Origin of the sequence: Aquibaculum sediminis (genome assembly GCF_040712085.1) — a bacterium.
GTDB lineage: Bacteria > Pseudomonadota > Alphaproteobacteria > Kiloniellales > DSM-21159 > Aquibaculum > Aquibaculum sediminis.
On record NZ_JBFCVK010000001.1, the window covers coordinates 397,374 to 414,689 of the forward strand.

18 protein-coding genes are annotated in these 17,316 nt (G+C 65.4%); 10 read left to right on the forward strand and 8 right to left on the reverse strand.

All coding sequences use genetic code 11. The features are described 5' to 3' along the window. Nucleotides 1–10: 10 nt before the first annotated feature. Nucleotides 11–460 (reverse strand): DUF192 domain-containing protein, encoded by a 450-nt coding sequence (locus ABZ720_RS01810; protein WP_366553533.1) that lies wholly within the window; start codon nt 458–460, stop codon nt 11–13. Beyond that, nucleotides 460–1,011 carry a gamma carbonic anhydrase family protein gene (locus ABZ720_RS01815; RefSeq protein WP_366553195.1) on the reverse strand — a complete coding sequence of 184 codons (552 nt, stop codon included), beginning with the start codon at nt 1,009–1,011 and terminating at the stop codon, nt 460–462. Before ABZ720_RS01815 ends, ABZ720_RS01810 begins: the two co-directional genes overlap by 1 nt. A gap of 734 nt (nt 1,012–1,745) precedes the next feature. Between ABZ720_RS01815 and ABZ720_RS01820 the strand changes: the two genes are divergently transcribed. Continuing rightward, nucleotides 1,746–1,904: a hypothetical protein gene (locus ABZ720_RS01820; protein ID WP_366553197.1), complete on the forward strand. Its 159-nt coding sequence runs from the start codon at nt 1,746–1,748 to the stop codon at nt 1,902–1,904. Between the two features lie 19 nt (nt 1,905–1,923). Here ABZ720_RS01820 and ABZ720_RS01825 read toward each other — a convergent pair whose 3' ends face one another. Together ABZ720_RS01825 and cimA are read right to left on the reverse strand one after the other, a co-directional pair. Beyond that, a complete protein-coding gene (locus tag ABZ720_RS01825; RefSeq protein ID WP_366553199.1) occupies nt 1,924–2,742 on the reverse strand; it encodes an RNA methyltransferase in 819 nt (272 codons plus the stop codon). A 3-nt stretch (nt 2,743–2,745) separates the two neighbouring features. Continuing rightward, nucleotides 2,746–4,347 carry a citramalate synthase gene (gene cimA, locus ABZ720_RS01830; protein WP_366553201.1) on the reverse strand — a complete coding sequence of 534 codons (1,602 nt, stop codon included), beginning with the start codon at nt 4,345–4,347 and terminating at the stop codon, nt 2,746–2,748. 223 nt (nt 4,348–4,570) lie between these two features. On the opposite strand from cimA, the gene ABZ720_RS01835 reads away from it, so the two are divergent. From ABZ720_RS01835 to ABZ720_RS01855, 5 genes are read left to right on the forward strand one after another with little or no spacing between them, the layout of a single operon-like run. Continuing rightward, nucleotides 4,571–5,500, forward strand: coding sequence for a DMT family transporter (locus ABZ720_RS01835; RefSeq protein WP_366553203.1), 930 nt, complete (start codon nt 4,571–4,573; stop codon nt 5,498–5,500). 41 nt (nt 5,501–5,541) lie between these two features. Further along, nucleotides 5,542–6,579, forward strand: coding sequence for a tRNA preQ1(34) S-adenosylmethionine ribosyltransferase-isomerase QueA (gene queA / locus ABZ720_RS01840; RefSeq protein ID WP_366553205.1), 1,038 nt, complete (start codon nt 5,542–5,544; stop codon nt 6,577–6,579). Continuing rightward, nucleotides 6,576–7,706, forward strand: coding sequence for a tRNA guanosine(34) transglycosylase Tgt (tgt, locus tag ABZ720_RS01845; protein ID WP_366553207.1), 1,131 nt, complete (start codon nt 6,576–6,578; stop codon nt 7,704–7,706). The genes queA and tgt overlap by 4 nt, the downstream gene beginning before the upstream one ends. 6 nt (nt 7,707–7,712) lie before the next feature. Beyond that, complete coding sequence (gene queG / locus ABZ720_RS01850) at nt 7,713–8,822, forward strand: tRNA epoxyqueuosine(34) reductase QueG (protein ID WP_366553209.1); 1,110 nt, start codon at nt 7,713–7,715, stop codon at nt 8,820–8,822. Continuing rightward, nucleotides 8,810–9,160 carry a DUF1491 family protein gene (locus ABZ720_RS01855; RefSeq protein ID WP_366553211.1) on the forward strand — a complete coding sequence of 117 codons (351 nt, stop codon included), beginning with the start codon at nt 8,810–8,812 and terminating at the stop codon, nt 9,158–9,160. Before queG ends, ABZ720_RS01855 begins: the two co-directional genes overlap by 13 nt. Nucleotides 9,161–9,167: 7 nt before the next feature. On the opposite strand, the gene ABZ720_RS01860 is transcribed toward ABZ720_RS01855, so the two are convergent. Together ABZ720_RS01860 and ABZ720_RS01865 are read right to left on the reverse strand one after the other, a co-directional pair. Beyond that, a complete protein-coding gene (locus ABZ720_RS01860; RefSeq protein WP_366553213.1) occupies nt 9,168–10,058 on the reverse strand; it encodes a homocysteine S-methyltransferase family protein in 891 nt (296 codons plus the stop codon). 58 nt (nt 10,059–10,116) lie between these two features. Next, nucleotides 10,117–11,403, reverse strand: a complete 1,287-nt coding sequence (locus tag ABZ720_RS01865; RefSeq protein WP_366553215.1) for an NAD(P)/FAD-dependent oxidoreductase — start codon at nt 11,401–11,403, stop codon at nt 10,117–10,119. A gap of 122 nt (nt 11,404–11,525) precedes the next feature. Here ABZ720_RS01865 and ABZ720_RS01870 point away from each other — a divergent pair, with 122 nt between their 5' ends. Beyond that, a complete protein-coding gene (locus ABZ720_RS01870; RefSeq protein ID WP_366553217.1) occupies nt 11,526–12,869 on the forward strand; it encodes a glutamine synthetase family protein in 1,344 nt (447 codons plus the stop codon). Between the two features lie 26 nt (nt 12,870–12,895). Continuing rightward, nucleotides 12,896–13,921, forward strand: coding sequence for an aldo/keto reductase (locus ABZ720_RS01875; RefSeq protein ID WP_366553219.1), 1,026 nt, complete (start codon nt 12,896–12,898; stop codon nt 13,919–13,921). An 81-nt stretch (nt 13,922–14,002) separates the two neighbouring features. Here the strand turns inward: ABZ720_RS01875 and efp are convergent, their stop codons facing one another. Beyond that, nucleotides 14,003–14,569 (reverse strand): elongation factor P, encoded by a 567-nt coding sequence (efp, locus tag ABZ720_RS01880; RefSeq protein WP_366553221.1) that lies wholly within the window; start codon nt 14,567–14,569, stop codon nt 14,003–14,005. A gap of 88 nt (nt 14,570–14,657) precedes the next feature. On the opposite strand from efp, the gene epmA reads away from it, so the two are divergent. Then, complete coding sequence (gene epmA, locus ABZ720_RS01885; protein ID WP_366553223.1) at nt 14,658–15,722, forward strand: EF-P lysine aminoacylase EpmA; 1,065 nt, start codon at nt 14,658–14,660, stop codon at nt 15,720–15,722. A 216-nt stretch (nt 15,723–15,938) separates the two neighbouring features. Then, a complete protein-coding gene (locus ABZ720_RS01890; RefSeq protein ID WP_366553225.1) occupies nt 15,939–16,658 on the forward strand; it encodes a dienelactone hydrolase family protein in 720 nt (239 codons plus the stop codon). 40 nt (nt 16,659–16,698) lie between these two features. Here ABZ720_RS01890 and ABZ720_RS01895 read toward each other — a convergent pair whose 3' ends face one another. Then, nucleotides 16,699–17,169 carry a MarR family winged helix-turn-helix transcriptional regulator gene (locus ABZ720_RS01895; RefSeq protein WP_366553227.1) on the reverse strand — a complete coding sequence of 157 codons (471 nt, stop codon included), beginning with the start codon at nt 17,167–17,169 and terminating at the stop codon, nt 16,699–16,701. Between the last annotated feature and the right edge of the window lie 147 nt (nt 17,170–17,316).

Genomic DNA, 17,316 nt, shown 5'->3' on the forward strand with positions numbered 1-17,316 from the left:
AGCCCTTCCCCTATTCAAAGGCTGAGTAGATCACGCGGTCCCCCTTGGCGATGCCAAGCCGCTCGACAGTGCCGCCCGGAACCTCCAGCACGGCGCGCGCCGGGCGTCCCGAGGTGATGGCGCGTTCGGACAGCGGCGTGGTGCGCTCCGCAATGCGCACGATGCGTCCACGCCGATCTATGAACAGCATGTCCAGCGGAATGAGAGTGTTGCGCATCCACATGCTGAGCACCTGATCACGCCGGTGCAGAAAGAGCATCCCCCAGTCCTCGGCCAGGGACTCGCGGTGCATCAGTCCCTGGGCCCGTTGCTCGGGCGTGACGGCCAACTCGATGTTGAAGACATGGCGGTTGCCGTCACTGGTCTCGATCTCCAGGCGATCCACCTCCCACTCCACCGCGCTCGCCGAGAAAGGCAGGGCGAAGCATAGCAGTAGCAGAACGGTGCCCAGGCGCAGCATCACGCCTGCTCCGCGCGATAGGCTGCCCCCAGTTCGACGTAGCTCTGGCCGATGTGGGCAAAGACCTCCATGTCCTCAGGCTTGAGTTCCCGCAACCGCTTGGCGGGATTGCCACCCCAGAGTTCACCCTTCGCCACCCGCTTGCGCGGCGTGACCAGCGCGCCCGCAGCGACCATGGCGCCACCTTCCACCACGGCCAGGTCCATCACGACAGAGCGCATGCCGATGAAAGCGCCGCTTTCAATGGTGCAGGCATGCAGCAAAGCAAGGTGCCCCACCGTCACATCGTCGCCAATGAAACAGGGCATGCCGCCCCCGGTCTCGCGATAATCGCCCTTGGGGTCGTGGTTGACGTGAACGATGGTGCCGTCCTGGATGTTGGTGTTCTTGCCGATGCGAATCCAGTTGCCGTCTCCGCGCAGCACGCAGCCGTACCAGACGGAGCTGCCGGCTCCGATCTCAACGTCGCCGATGATCACTGCATTCTCGGCGATGAACGCATCGGGATGAATCTTCGGGGTGACGCCACGATGGGCCCGGATGATAGCCATGGATCTGAATCTTTCCTTGCTCAGGCAGCGGCCGGGCGAGGCCCAGCGGGTTGCCGCGAGGTTTACCACAGCATCCCGGCAAGGCACAGGTTGCTACTTCAGATCAGTGCCGGGGAGTCGGGCTTTGCAGCGCAGTACCCGGAATCAGAGGGCCCGGAATCAAAACGACCCCCGGTTGGGGGGGTCGTAGAGCCATTCGGCCCGTTGTTTGTCTCCAGGGCGCGAGCCTTCCCACAGACTTGGGATAACCCAGCGATCGCTTTTTTGCCACAGCTCGATGCGGAACGCAAGATTTAATACGTAAGGCGCGCCGATAGTGATAAAAAATTGCCCCCGGCGCCGGGCGTCGGGGGCAGGTACGGGAAAGCGGGACTCGACCGGATCGCATTATGCGATCTGGGTCGGTGAAGCTTGCTTCACTCCTTGGACCGACCGGCAAAGGCCAGAGCCAGGGCAAAGGCCGCAAAGGCGCCGATAACGGTAGCCAGATAGATTGATTCTGCAGAAGTCATCGAAACCTCCTTGGCTCAGCAACAGCTTCAGTAAGCCAGGAGCGCCGGACGGCGCCTTGATGTAAATCAAGCCCATCACGCTGTTACAATCTTTGAAGCACGACCCCACTCTTTCCCGCGGCCGTTACGCTTTTGCTTCGCCCGCAGAGCCATCTGAGTTATAATTGCCGCGTCATCCATCAGAGGGGTGACGCAACAATGAGGTCATCCGGGAGGAAAGCGATGACGGTGCACAACACACCCTCGAACCCGGTTCCCCGTACCTCGGCTCGTGGTTCGGCGCTGCAGCGGCGCCTTGTCATGAACATTGGCCTTTTGACCGGCGTGGCCTTGATTGGCTCCCTGGCGGCCGCCCTCTGGGTGCGCATGGTGCTGTTCTAGCAGCACTTCCCTTTCCGCCTCAGGCCGGCGGCTGACTGCCGTCGCCTTCTGACGCCTCAGGTCGGGGCGCACGCTTCAGTTTTGCGCCCAACAGCGCTGAAAGCACGCCGTGCAGCGTGCGCACTTCCTGTTCCGTTGGCGTGGCGCGATCGATCAGCGTGCGCAGATTTCGGCGCATGCCCGGCGCCTTTTCCGGCGGATGAAAGAAGCCCACCTGCTCCAGCGTGGCTTCCAAGCGCTCGAAGAAGCCGATCAGCTCCTGCTTCTCCGCCGGACGCCCACCGCCCAGGTGCAGGCTGCGCGCCGGCGTTTCATCGTCCGCCTGATACCACTCGTAGGCCAGCAGCAGCACCGCCTGTGCCAGGTTGAGCGAGGAGAAGCCCGGGTTGAGCGGGACGTTCACGATGACATCGCCCAGGGCCACATCGTCGTTGGACAGGCCGGTGCGTTCGGGGCCGAAGAGCAGTCCGACGCGCTCTCCTGCCGTCTCCAGGGTGCGAATCTCGCGAGCCGCCTGCCGCGGCGTGACGATGGCTTTGACCTGTTCGCGGTTGCGGGCCGTGGTGATATAGAGCCGGTGTAGATCGGCCACGGCGGCTTGCGTGGTCTCATAGACCCTTACACCTTCGAGCACGCTGAGCGCACCCGCTGCGGCCCGCTCCGCCGTCTGATTGGGCCAACCATCGCGAGGCTGGACCAGGCGCAGGTCGCTGAGACCGCAGTTCAGCATCGCGCGCGCCACCATCCCGATGTTCTCGCCCAGCTGCGGGGCAACCAGGATGACCGCCGGCCCCGGGATCGCAGCCGGCCTCACGACCGTTCGATTCGTGCCCGCCATGATTCAGCCCTTCGGTGGCTCAACGCCGGCGTTATGCAGCTTCCAGCTCAGCGCATCGTAGAGGGCGTTGAAGGAGGCATCGATGATGTTGGGCGACACGCCGACCGTGGTCCAGCGTTCCCGATCGACGCCGCTTTCGATCATCACCCGCGTGACCGCCTCGGTGCCATCCTGGGGCGTCAGAATGCGCACCTTGTAGTCCAGCAGGCGCACCCGTTCGAGCACCGGGTAGCGTGGGATCAAGGCCTTGCGCACCGCCTTGTCCAGCGCATCCACCGGCCCGTTGCCATTGGCCACGGTCATCAGCTGTTCCGAGCCAATCGTCAGCGTCACCGTGGCTTCCGATTCGGTGATCAACTCGCCGCGCGCATTGCGGCGCCGGTCGTCCATCACCCGGAAGCGGTTGAGCGAGAAGTAGTCCGGCACCTGATCCAGCAGCCGCCGCGCCATCAACTCGAAGGACGCCTCGGCCCCATCGTAGGCATAGCCCTCGTACTCGCGGCGCTTCACCTCCTCGATCAGGCGCCCGACCTTGGGATCCTTGGGGTCGACTTCCACCCCCACCTCCTGCAGCCGGGCCAGGACGTTGGCGCGCCCTGCCTGGTCCGACACCACAACATGCCGGCGATTGCCCACCGTTTCCGGTGGCACATGCTCATAGGTGCGCGGGTCCTTGGCGACGGCCGAGACATGCAACCCACCTTTGTGAGCGAAGGCGCTTTCGCCGACATAGGGCGCGCCGCGCGTCGGTGTGCGATTCAAACGCTCATCCAACAGGCGCGAAGTAGGCGTCAACAGTCGCAGCCGCTCGGCATCGATTCCGCAGTCCCAGGTGGTCTTCAGGGCCAGCGAACCGACCAGGGAAATCAGATTGGCGTTGCCGCAACGCTCGCCCAGGCCATTCAGGGTGCCCTGGATCTGGCGTGCGCCGGCAGCGACCGCGGCAAGCGAATTGGCAACGGCGTTGCCCGTGTCATCATGCGCATGAATGCCCAGGCGTGCCTCGGGCAGGGCCTCGCGCACTTCGGCCACGATGGCGCGAACCTCATCCGGGAGGGTGCCGCCGTTGGTGTCGCAGAGGACCAGCCAGGCGGCACCGGCATCCGCCGCCGCTTGCAAGCAAGCCAGGGCGAAGGGCTTGTTGGCCTTGAAGCCGTCGAAGAAGTGCTCGGCATCGAACATCACCTCGCGCTTGCTGCGCCCGAGCTGGGCGATGGAGTCACCGATCATGGCGAGATTCTCCTCGTGGGAGATCTCCAGCGCCAGGTCGACATGAAAGTCCCAGGTCTTGCCGACGATACAGGCCACCGGCGCCTTGGCATTGACCAGCCCGGACAGGCCGGGATCGTTCTCCGCCGAACGCCCCGGCCGACGGGTCATGCCAAAGGCCACGAGACTGGCCTCCTTCAAATCGGGAGGCTCGGCAAAGAAGGCGTCGTCCGTGGGATTGGCGCCGGGCCAGCCACCTTCAATGTAGCTCACCCCCAAGCGATCCAAGGCCTCGGCAATGGCCGTCTTGTCGGAGACAGTAAAGTCGACCCCTTGAGTTTGGGCGCCATCGCGCAGGGTTGAATCGAAGAGGTGAATGCGGCGGTCATCGCTCATCGGGGCAGAGGCTTTCAGGCGTATTGTTGCAGAAAACCCATAGGGCATAGGCTCAGGGCAGCGTCAACCGCCAGCCAGCGCAGCCATCCGCACAACTTGCATGCCCTTGAGCCCGGCCATAAGCTTTGCCGGCAATTGGTTATTGCTCGAGCCTCCCCTGCTGGGTCACGTGTGACACGGCCTTCATCCTTCCGCTTCTCCACCCCTCCCCTGAGGCCGATCCGTGACCCGTCCAAGTGAGACTCGTCCGCACCGCCCCCTGTCGATACAGGGTCCACTGTTTCTCGCTGCGGCGGTCCTGCTTTGGGGCACGGCGGGGGTTGCTTCAAAAGCGGTCAACGGCATCGAGCCAGTAAGCCCGGTATCGATTGTCTTCTATCGCCTGCTGTTCTGCCTGCCCCTGCTGCTCGTCTATGGCTGGACGCGCTATGGTGCGCGCCTCTTGGCTGTCCGCCGTGAGCATTGGCTGGCTGTCTTCGTCCTGGCTTTGACCACCGCATGCTATCAGGTCTTCTATTTTGCCGCGGTGCAGGAGGCCGGGGTCACTCTGGCCACCTTCGTCTCGCTGGGCGGCGCCCCTTTTCTCGTCGCTCTGCTGGCCGCGCTTGTGCTCAAGGAACGCCCGAGCCGGGGCGTGTTGATCGCGCTCCTCCTGGCTGTACCAGGAGCCTTGTTGCTCGTGGGCCTGCCCGGCCAGGAACTGGCCGATGGCGATCCGCTCCTGGGGACCCTGCTCGCCAGCTGTGCTGCCTTCAGCTATGCCGCTTTCGCGCTGCAGAGCCGGGTGGTGGCCAACTCCTATGACCCCGTCCAGCTTGTTCTGCTGGCCTTTGGCGGCGCGCTCATTCTGGTGCTGCCGCTCGCCTTGCATCAGGGGTTGGCCGTGCCATCGAGTCCGGCTGCCTGGGGCCTGCTGATCTATATCGGCTTGCTGCCCACTGCCGCTGCCTACCTGCTCTTCTTTGCGGGACTTCGGGAAGCCAGCGCCACGCTTGCCGGATTGCTGACGGTGCTGGAGCCTCTGGCTGCCGCAGTGCTGGCTTGGTTGCTGTTCAGCGAACGCCTGGGCCCGGGCGGTCTGGTGGGCGCCGGGCTCATCCTGCTTGCCCTGGTGATCTCATCGCTGGGTGGACGGCGGTCCCGGACTGCATAAGCGCTTTCAGCGCCCTGGTCGCGGTGCTAACCAATGCCGCCATGAGGCTCTCCGACTTCGATTTCCATCTCCCGCGCGGAGCGATCGCGCAGCGGCCGGTGACACCGCGCGATGCGGCCCGGATGCTTCATCTGCCCGTGCAAGGCGCACCACAGGATCTGGGCGTGCGCGACCTGCCCCGGCTGCTGCGTCCGGGCGATGTCGCCGTCTTCAATGATACCCGGGTGATCCCGGCGCGCCTGCGCGGCAAGCGCGGCACGGCGTCGGTCGAGGTGACGTTGCACAAGCGTGAGACGGCCGAGCGCTGGCGTGCCTTTGCCCGGCCGGCCCGCAAGCTGCAACACGGCAACCGCATCGACTTTGCTGAAGATTTCTCGGCAGAGGTTGTCGAGCGCGGAGAGGGTGGCGACGTGCTCCTGCAGTTCGATCGGGGCGGCGCTGCCTTGATGGAAGCGCTGGATCGGCATGGGGAGCTGCCACTTCCCCCCTACATTCAACGTGCCGGCGGCGCCGATACCCTGGACCAGGAAACCTATCAAACCGTCTATGCCCGCATCGCCGGCGCGGTGGCGGCGCCGACCGCCGGGCTGCACTTCACACCGGAACTGCTGGAGGCGCTCGACGAGCGCGGCGTCCAGCGCGTCAACGCAACCCTTCATGTGGGCGCCGGCACCTTCCTGCCGGTCAAGGACGAGGATGTGAGCCAGCATCGCATGCATGCCGAATGGGGCAGCCTCTCGGCTGAGGCAGCTGCGAAGATCGAAGCTGCCAAAACCGCTGGCGGACGCGTTGTGGCCATCGGCACCACGGCGCTGCGCCTGCTGGAAACCGCCGCCGACGACAGCGGGCACATTGGTGCCTTTGAAGGGGAGACCGACATCTTCATTCTGCCGGGATACCGCTTCAAGCTGGTGGACCTGCTGATGACGAACTTCCACCTGCCGAAATCGACGCTCTTCATGCTGGTCTGCGCCTTCGCCGGTCAGGAGCGCATGCGCGCCGCTTACGAGCACGCGGTGTCCCAGGGATATCGCTTCTTCTCCTTCGGCGATGCCTCACTGCTGGAGCGGCACGCGTGAGCCTGGATTTCGAGCTTCTGGGCCAGGACGGCACGGCGCGGCGCGGTCGGCTGCACACGGCCCACGGCACCGTCGACACCCCCGCCTTCATGCCCGTCGGGACCGTGGGGACGGTGAAGGGCCTGATGCCCGAGCAGGTCGCAGCGAGCGGTGCGCAGATCCTGCTGGGCAACACCTACCACCTGATGCTGCGCCCGGGCGCAGAGCGGGTGGCGCGGCTGGGCGGCCTGCATCGCTTCATGGGCTGGGATCGGCCCATCCTGACCGACAGTGGCGGCTTTCAGGTCATGAGCCTGGCCAAGCTGCGCAGCATCGACGAGCGCGGTGTGGTCTTCAAATCCCACCTGGACGGCAGCACGCACGAACTGACGCCCGAGCGGTCGGTCGAGATCCAGGACCTGCTGGACTCCAACATCACGATGCAACTCGACGAGTGTATCGGCTACCCCGCAGCCGAAGGCGAGGCCGAGCGGGCCATGCAGTTGTCGCTGCGCTGGGCTGAGCGCTGCCGTCAGGCCTTCCGCGACCGCGCCGGCTATGGCCTCTTCGGCATCGTGCAGGGCAGCGTCGATGAAACGTTGCGGCAGCAATCGGCCGAGGGCCTGACCGGGATCGGCTTCGACGGTTACGCCATCGGCGGTCTTGCCGTCGGCGAGCCGCAGGCGACCATGCTGAAGGTGCTGAACTTCACCCTGCCCGCCCTGCCGTCCGACAAGCCACGTTATCTCATGGGTGTGGGCACGCCGGACGATCTGGTGAAAGCGGTGCTCGAGGGCGTCGACATGTTCGACTGCGTCATGCCCACACGCAGCGGCCGGACGGCTCGCGGCTACACCCGCCGGGGCGTGATCAACCTCCGCAACGCCCGCCACCGAGACGATCCGCGCCCTATTGATCCGGGCTGCCCCTGCCCGGCCTGCGGAAGCTGGTCGCGCGCCTACATTCACCATCTCTTCCGCGCCGAGGAAATGCTGGGCCCGATCCTGCTGACGCTGCATAATCTCTATTACTATCAAGAAGTGATGGCCGGCTTGCGCCAGGCCATCGAGATGGGTGGGGTGCAGGAATTCGCGGCCCGCTTCTTCGAGGAACAGGCGCAGGGCGACATCCCGCCTCACGAAAGCTGAAGCGCCATGACCGATGCCAAGGCAGAGATCCGCGACAAGGCTCTGGACCTGGGCTTCGATGCGGTCGGCTTCGCAGCAGCAAATTTGAGTGACCAGGCGCGAGACCGGCTCGCCGACTGGCTGGCGCAGGGCCGTCACGGCGACATGGGCTGGATGGCCGACACCTTCGAGCGCCGGGCACACCCTCAAACGCTCTGGCCCGAAGCACGCAGCGTCGTGGTCCTGGGTCTCGACTACAGTCCTGCCTCGAACCCGATGGCCCTGCTGAACCACACCGAGCGCGGCAACATCTCCATCTACGCCCGCAATCGCGACTATCACGACACGGTGAAGAAGCGTCTCAAGGCCCTGGCCCGCTGGATGCATGAGCACTACAGCGAGGAGGTCAAGGTCTTCGTCGACACCGCGCCGGTAATGGAAAAGCCGCTGGCCCAAGCCGCCGGCCTGGGCTGGCAGGGCAAGCACAGCAACCTGCTCTCCCGCCACCACGGCAACTGGTTCTTCCTCGGCGAAGTCTTCACGACCCTCCCGCTGGAACCCGACGCACCCGAAAAAGAGCATTGCGGGTCCTGCACCGCCTGCCTTGACGTCTGCCCCACAGACGCCTTCCCCGCGCCCTATCAGGTCGATGCCCGGCGCTGCATCTCCTACCTCACGATCGAGCACAAGGGGCCGATCCCGCGCGAACTCCGGCCGCTGATGGGCAATCGCATCTATGGCTGCGACGACTGCTTGGCAGTCTGCCCCTGGAACAAGTTCGCGAAGGTGGCACGCGAAGCCGATTTCCTTCCCCGCGTCGAACTGACGGCACCGCGGCTGGCGGACCTGGCTGAGTTGGACGACGCCGCCTTCCGCGCGCTGTTTTCCGGCAGTCCGGTCAAGCGGATCGGTGTGGCCCGCTTCCTGCGGAACGTGCTGATCGCGATTGGCAACAGTGGCACGCCCGGTCTGCTGCCGGCGGTTCAGGCACGCCTGGACCACGAGTCCCCGCTGGTGCGCGGTGCTGCGGTCTGGGCTCTCCGACGCTTGGCGCCAGAAGACACCCTGGCGCAGGAGCGCGCCCGCTGTCTGCCGGAGGAAGCGGACCCTCAGGTGATCGAGGAATGGACAGCGTGAGCTGGGACGAGGAGCGCATTGCCAGCCACGTCTGGATCATGGCCGGCATCCGCAGCAGCAACCGGCAGGGCACCCCCGCCATGCTGCGCCACCGGGGCGAAGCCATGAGCGGCCTGCTGCTGCTCAAGGTTGCGCTCCTCGACGGCACCGCCCGCGCCTATACGCAACAGCGCGACCTGGACGGCCGCCTGGGCTGGATGGGCGTGCCGCGGGACGAGGCCCTGCCGGAGCCGGAGCTCGAGGCCTATCTCGAACGCACCCTTGCGCGCGACCCCGATCTTTGGCTGGTGGAGGTGGAAGACCCGCAGGGCCGCAATCCCTTCGCCGAAGCTGAGTAAAGCTGCATTACTCTGAGCGCAGTCCCTCTGCCAGTCTGGCAATGTGCTCAGGTCCGATGCCGCAGCAGCCGCCCACCATCGACGCACCCGCCGCCACCCAGCGCCGCGCCCAGTCCAGGTAGGCTGGCGGATCGACCTCCTTGCGGAAGGGTGACAGGCCCTCGTTGGCGATCGCATCCTCGTCCTGGGGCGGGAAGGCATTGGCGTAGACCCCCACCTCGAGCCCAGGCCGCGTCGCCTTGGCTACCCGCACGGCGCTTTCCATCACTTCGGGCTGACTGCAGTTGAACAGCAGAACCTCCGCCCCCAGCGCCTCGGCCTTGGCCGCGGCATCCGCGACCCTTTCGCCTGAACGCAGCACGGCCTCCCCCTCGACCAGGCGGTCCTTCAGGGTGAAAGAAATCCAGAAGGGTCGCGCATCGTCTCCCACGGCAGCACGCGCACCCTCGGCTTCCTGCAGGGCACTCTGGGTCTCGGCCAGCCAGACATCCACGTGGGGCGCCAGACCCGCAACCAGTTCAGCCCAGACCTTGGCCGCGGCCTCCGGCTGGAACAGGTCCGGGCGGTAGGAGCCGCAAGGCGGCGGCAGCGAACCCGCCACCAGCACCGCCTTGCCGCTGTCATGAACGGCTTCCCGCGCCAACCGGCCGGCCAGGTCCGCCAGCTCACGACCCTGGCGGCGAAAGCGCTCCTCGCCAAGGTGATAGGGCACGAGCGCGTAGGAGTTGGTGGTGATCACCTCCGCACCGGCAGCGATGAAGGCCGCATGGGTCTCGCGCACCGTTTCGGGCGCCTCCATCAATGCCAGCGCAGACCACTCCGGTTGCCGGAAGGGCGCCCCACGCCGCTGCAACTCGCCACCCATGCCGCCATCGAGTATCCGCGTCGCTTGCCTCATGACCTTCACTCCTTTCGGCTGGCGTCTCTGGTGCCAACATTCGGCCCCTTCGCAGCTCTCAAGGCAAGAGATCCTGCAGCCGGAACCAGAGCATGGCGAGGACCAAACTTGGGGTGCGCAGCAGCGGACCGCCGGGGAAGGAACTGTGTGGGAGGCAGGCGAAGAGGTCGTAACGTTCCGCCTGCCCGGCGATCGCTTCCGCCAGGACCCGGCCAGCGATGCCGGTAAGCGCAACACCCTGGCCGGAGAAGCCCTGAGCGTAGTAGAGGCTCGGCGTGAGGCGGCCGAGGTCCGGGGTGCGCTCGCGGGTGATGCCGACGAAACCGCCCCAGGCGCTGTCGATCTGCACCTCTGAGAGCTGCGGAAAGACCTTGAGCATCGCCCGGCGCATGGAGCTGCGAAGGTTGGCGGGCTCCAGCTTGGAATAGCTGACCCGGCCGCCGAAGAGCAGACGGTGGTCATCGGAGCGGCGGAAGTAGTCCAGGACGAACTTGAGGTCGGCGACGGCGTGGTTTTGCGGCAGCAGTGCCCGAGCCCGCTCCTCGCCAAGCGGAGTGGTGGCACCTATGTAAGTGCCGACGGGCATGATCGTGCTGCGCAGTTCCGGCAGGAGATCGTCCAGGTAGGCGTTACCCGCCGACACGGCAAAACTGGCGCGCACCTGGCCAGCTGCAGTACGCACCACGATCGGCTCGCCGCGCTCCACTGCCACGGCCGCACTGTCCTCGAAGATTCGTACACCCAGGCTCTCGGCACCACGAGCCAGGCCGGCGCAGTAGTTCAGCGGATGCAGGTGCCCGGCGCCGTGGTCGATCAGGCCGCTGGTGTAGCGCGGCGAGTTCACCAGTCGCCGCAGGGCCGCGGTATCGCGAACCACCTCCAGTTTCTCGTAGCCATAGTCGCGTGCAGCACTCTCGGCCCACTCCTCGCATTCGCGCAACTCGCGCGGCCGGTTCGCGGCCAGCAGATAGCCCCAGTTGATTGAGCAATCGATCCCGAAGCGCTCGATCCGCTCCCGCAGGATGTCCTTCGATTCCTCGGCGAGATCAAAGAGCCGCTTGGCGTCGGCCTGGCCCAGCCATCCGGCGATCTTGTCCATGCCGGAGGCATATGCCGTGCAAACCTGTCCGCCGTTGCGCCCCGAGGCACCCCAGCCGACCCGCTGCGCTTCCAACACCACGACGGAATAGCCGCGATCGGCCAGCTCGATGGCGGTGTGCAGCCCGGTGTAGCCAGCACCGATAACACAGACATCGGCCTCGATCGCCTCGTCCAGGCGTGGACGATGGGATGGATCGTTGAGGGTCTGAGCATACCAGGATGCGATGTGAGCCGGAGCGGACATGGGGCCTCGTGTGAGGAGTTGGGTTGAAGAATGGGCGGGAGGCGCCTCGCTTGTCAGTCAAGCAGGGCGGTGCTAGCTCTGCCGACGCGGCCGCATCGGGCCGAGTGACCAGAGCAAGAAAAATGTCCGTGATCGAAGAATTTCTCAAGGAGCACCGGATCGAAGAGGTGGAATGCCTGGTTCCGGACATGGCGGGAATTGCCCGGGGCAAGATCCTGCCGGCTCAGAAATTCGTACAGGGCATGCGCAACAGCGGCCTTCGGATCCCGGAGGCCATTTTTGTTCAGACCGTCACTGGCAGCTACCCACCGAGCGATGCCGGGGTCATCAACGCCGCCACCTCCGACGTCTACCTGGTGCCGGATGCCGAAACGATCCGCCTGGTCCCCTGGTATCCCGAACCCACGGCGCAGGTCATCTGCGATCCCTACTACTTTGATGGCACCCCCGTCCCCTTCGCTGCGAGGCATGTGCTCAAGCGGGTGGCGGAGCTGTTCCGGGCCAGGAAGTGGACACCACTGGTCGCGGTAGAACTGGAGTTCTACCTCGTCGAGCGCAACGACGATCCCGACTATCCCCTGCGTCCGCCCATCGGCCGCTCCGGCCGGCGCGAGACCAGCCGTCAGGCTTACGGGGTCGATGCCGTCAACGAGTTCGATCCCATGTTCGAGGAGATCTACGACTTCTGCGAGGCCTCGCGCATCGACATCGACACCCTGACCCACGAGGCCGGCGCCGCGCAGATGGAGATGAACTTCAATCACGGCGACGCTCTGGAGCAGGCGGATGAGGCTTTCCTATTCAAACGCACGGTGCGCGAGGCGGGTCTGCGCCACAAGCTCTACGCCACCTTCATGTCCAAGCCCATGCAGGGCGAGCCGGGCAGTTCCATGCACATCCACCAGTCCGTGGTGGACGAGACCGGGCGCAACATCTTCTCCAACCGCAACGGCCGAGACAGCCGCGCCTTCCAGGCCTATATCGCCGGGTTGCAGAAGCACCTCCCGGCGGTGATGCCGCTCTTCGCGCCGAACGTGAACTCCTACCGCCGGCTGATGCCCGACACAGACGCGCCGATCAACACCCACTGGGGTTACGACAACCGCACCGTGGGCCTACGGGTGCCCCACTCGGATCGCGCCTCGCGACGTGTGGAAAACCGCGTGCCGGGCGCCGATGCCAACCCCTATCTGGCCATCGCCGGCTCGCTTGCCTGCGGCTACATCGGCATGACCCAGAACATGAAGCCGCGCCCGCCGATCGAGGGCAGCGCCTATCGCCTGGCGCACACGCTGCCGCGCACGCTCTACGACGCCCTGAACCGCTTCTCCTCCTCCCGGCCCTTGAAGAACGCGCTGGGCGAGAGCTTCATCGACGCGGTCTGGGCGGTGAAACAGTCCGAGCTCGACGCCTATCAGCAGGTGATCTCCTCCTGGGAGCGCGAGCATCTCTTGTTGAACGTATAACCGCCACACCCGACCAGGAGCGTGAAATGGAGTACCGTCCACTAGGCCGCAGCGGCGTGCAGGTCAGCGCGCTCTGCCTCGGCACCATGATGTTCGGCGGCCAGACCGACGCGAGCGAGTCCGAGCGCATCATTCTCGATGCAGCCGACAAGGGCGTGAACTTCATCGACACCGCCGACGTCTACTGCGACGGCGAGTCCGAGCGCATCGTCGGCCACACCATCGCCGGGCGCCGGGATGACTGGGTGCTGGCAACCAAGGTCGGCAATCCCATGGGCGCGGGCCCGAACCGTCAGGGCCTGAGCCGCCGCTGGATGCTCCAAGCGCTCGAGGGCTCCCTGCAACGCCTGGGCTGCGACCACGTCGACCTCTGGTACCTGCACCGCGAAGACCTGGACACTCCGCTCGACGAGACCGTGGCCGCGCTGGCCAGCGCTTACGCCACCGGCAAGTTCCGCTACTGGGGTTTCTCGAACTTCTGGGGCTGGCAGATCGCGAACCTGATGCGCCTGGCGGATTCAGCCGGCCTGCCCCGCCCGGTGGCGGCCCAGCCGCTCTACAACGCCACCAACCGCCTTGTGGAAGCCGACTACATACCCGCCTGCGCGCACTTCGGCGTCGGCGTCATCCCCTATTCGCCGCTGGCGCGCGGGGTGCTGACCGGGAAGTATGCCTCGGCCGACAAGCCGGATCCCGACAGCCGTGCCGGGCGCGGTGACCGCCGCATCATGGAAACGGAATGGCGCCCGGAATCGATCGAACTGGCGAAGAAGCTGAAAGCGCATGCCGAGGCCCGCGGCACCACCTCGGGCGCGCTGGCCCTGCGCTGGTGCCTGAACAACGGTGCGGTTTCCTCGCTCGTCGCCGGGCCGCGGACCTTCGAGCAGTGGTCCGCCTATCTTGATGTGCTGAAGGTCGAGTTCACCGCCGAGGACGAGGCGTTCTTCGACGCCCTGGTGCCTCCCGGAAAGGCCTCGACGCCGGACTACCAGGATCCGAAGTATCCCTACCGCGGTCGAATGGCGATCACGGGCGCCGGGACGAAAGCTTAGCGCAGCCCCACGGTCTCAACGGGCGGTCTCAACGGGCGCTGGCGGCGTTTCGGCCGGTGCGGTGCCCGGAGCCTCCGCACATCAATCCTTGGCGCGCTCCATGTAGCTGCCGTCGGCAGTATTCACCACAATGCGCTGCCCGACGGAGATGTGCGGCGGCACGCCCGTGCGCATCCCATTGGACAGCATGGCCGGCTTGTAGGAAGAGGTGGCGGTCTGGTTCTTGATCACCGGCTCTGTCTCCGTGACCTCAAGAATGACCCGCTGCGGCAGGCTCACGCTCACCGGCACGCCCTCGTGCAGGGAGATCTGCACCACCATGCCTTCCTGCAAGTAGACGCCCTGCTCGCCCATCACGTCCTTGGGTACTGAAACCTGCTCGAAGGTTTCCGTCTGCATGAAAGCAAAGGCTTCGCCCTCGTCATAGAGAAACTGGAAGTCGCTCTCCTCAATGAAGGCGCGTTCCACCTGCTCGGTGGTGCGGAAGCGCTCCGAGGTTTTCACACCGTCAGAGATGCGCCGCATTTCCAATTGCGTAACGGGCGTGCCCTTGCCCGGCTGGATGTTGTCCGCCTTGAGGATGACATAGAGCTTGCCGTCCATCTCGACGACGTTGCCGTTGCGCAGGGCGCTAGCATTAACCTTCACGTGTTTGAAACCCGAGCTTGCTTGAAGATGGCAGGGAAACTAACAGCTTGACCCTCCCGGCTCAACGTCGCTGCGCAAAGGAGGCTCCATGCAATCGTCATCGCCGGCCGCCACGCGTCCCGCCTGGCATCCGGAGGTCTATGCCCGGCGCCGCCCCTATCTGTTGAAGCGCAGCACGGTGCTCGCCGCCTTGCGCAGCTTTTTCGCGGCGCGAGACTTCGTCGAGGTGGAAACCCCGGCGTTGCAGGTATCCCCCGGCATGGAGCCACACCTGCAGGCCTTTGCCACCGAACTGCGCACTCCAGACGGCAGCCGGCAGCAGCTCTACCTCCATACCTCCCCCGAATTCGCCTGCAAGAAACTGCTCGTGGCCGGCGAGCCACGGCTCTATGCGCTTGCCCGGGTGTTCCGCAACGGGGAGCGCGCCGCCTGGCACCATCCGGAGTTCACCATGCTGGAGTGGTACCGTGCGGGGGATGGCTATGAGACCCTGATGCAGGACTGCGGCGATCTCTTGCGCCACTGCGCCGAGGCAGCCGCTTGCCGCCGGATCGAGGTGGAGGGACGGCACTGCGACCCCACCGCGCCGCCGGAACGCATCTCCGTCGCCGAGGCATTCGCCCGCTGGGCCGACATTGACCTCCTCGCCACCACGCCGGATCCCTGGTCCCCCGACCGTGACCGCCTCGCCCGACAGGCACAAGCGGCCGGCATCCGCGTTGCCGAGGACGATGACTGGCTGGCCGTCTTTACCAAGGTGATGCTGGCGCGCATTGAGCCCCGGCTCGGCAGCCCCGTCCCGACGATCCTCTATGACTATCCCGTCTCACAGGCCGCGCTGTCCCGGCCCAAACCTTCGGACCCACGCGTCGCCGAGCGCTTCGAGTTCTATGTGGCCGGCGTGGAGCTGGCCAATGCCTTCGGCGAGTTGACCGATGCGGTGGAACAGCGCCGCCGCTTCGAGGCGGACCAGGCGCTCAAGCAGCGCCTCTATGGCGAACGCTATCCCATCGACGAGGATTTCCTGGATGCCCTGGCCTATGGCATGCCCGAAGCGGCCGGCATAGCACTTGGAGTCGACCGTCTGGTGATGCTGCTCAGCGGCGCGCCCCATATCGAGGAAGTGCTCTGGCTCCCGGTGGCAAGCCCTTGAACCAACAGTGCAATCGGATACCGCCTTCGTTTTGTCCAAATTGCCTCTCGCGAACCAGGCGAGGCATGCTATAAGCGCATAGGGGCTCGTTGAGCTATTCAGAGAGGGAAGCATTCTATGGGGGGGAAGGCTGCGCGCCCGCCCTTTTTAATCCTCTGCATGCTGATACTGGCATCAGGCTTGTTGTTTGGCGCGCGGGCAGAGCCTGCGAAGGCCATGATGATTGGTCCGAGCGTCCTGGATGGCGTCAGCGCCTTCCACAGCAACGGCAGCCAGGTTCGGGTCGACATGTTCGTTCCCCGAGACCAGGAGCACCCTCTTCCCGCCGTGGTCCTGTTGCACGGCGCCAGCGGCGTGGGCGATGGCTATCTGATCTATGCTATGGCGGAGCGTCTGGCCGAGACGGGACTGGCGGTCTTCGCGGTCCACTACTTCGACGCCATCAAGCAAGGCAATCGCGCCGGTATCGGGCGCTATTATCTGCGCGATGATGTCATCGCCGACGCCATCGACTACGTGTCTTCCCTGCACTTTATCGACCGCAATCGCGTCGGGCTGATGGGCTATTCCCTCGGCGCCTTCCAGGCGATGGAGCGGGCCACCCGGGATGGCCGCGTGCGCGCCGTCGTGGCGCTTGCCGGCGGAATGGACGGGCGACGGGTGAGCGAAGGGCTGGATTCCATGCCCCCCACTTTGATCCTGCACGGCAATCGCGACGGCATCGTGCCGGTCAACCGCGCCATGCAGGCGGCCCAACTGCTGGAAGCGGCCGGGGCACCCTACGAGATCGAGATTAGCAATGGCGTGAGCCATGTGCCGCGCGGTGAGGTATTCGACCAGTGGATGCAGCGTGCCGCCGGCTTCTTCCATGAGAATCTGGCTGTGCGCGGCGTGGTCAGCGAGACCGTCCTGTTGAGGACTCCCGGTCGGCGCTGACCTCTCATTCCGTTCTGAAGAGAAGGCGGCTTTCGTCGCGTCAGCGGCCTTTGCTGCTTCCCTTTCCCTTCTCTGACAAGCCGGTCATGCGCTGAAGCTGGACCCGCCAGGCACTGAGTATTTCTGGCGGGAACTCCGGCGTTTCGGCCTCGATCAGGGCATCCATGCTGCGCAGCCGCTCCCAGCCTTGATTGGTTAGTTCCACCCGCTTGCGCCGCTCGTCCTTGGGATCACCCGCTGTCACCAGGTAGCCCTGCGTCACCAGCTCGGCCACCTGCTTCTGCGCGCGCTGTCGGCTGACGCCCAGTTGCTTCGCAAGCTCCGCCATCTGGTTCGAGGGCGCGCCGGAAAGCCGCTTCAGCAGCAGCCAGTCCCCCAGTCGAAACGTGGGGTCGCGGCGGGAGAGCTTGCGCCCCAGACGCCGGCTGAAGGCATTGATGGTGCTCACCAATGCGGCAAGTTCGTCACTCACCTCGGCACGCCGGGTTGAGGTGCTGTCCTTTTGGGACATGCGAAAGCTCCGTCTAGACTAGCGACTCCGCGTTCCGCGTCGCCAGGCGACACGCCGGAGTCCGCAAGCGGCAGGAATGCGGAGACCTTAAAGCGTCACGCGGTTTTCATCAACTTGGTTGACAAGATTTGCTGTCGATCCTGTCCG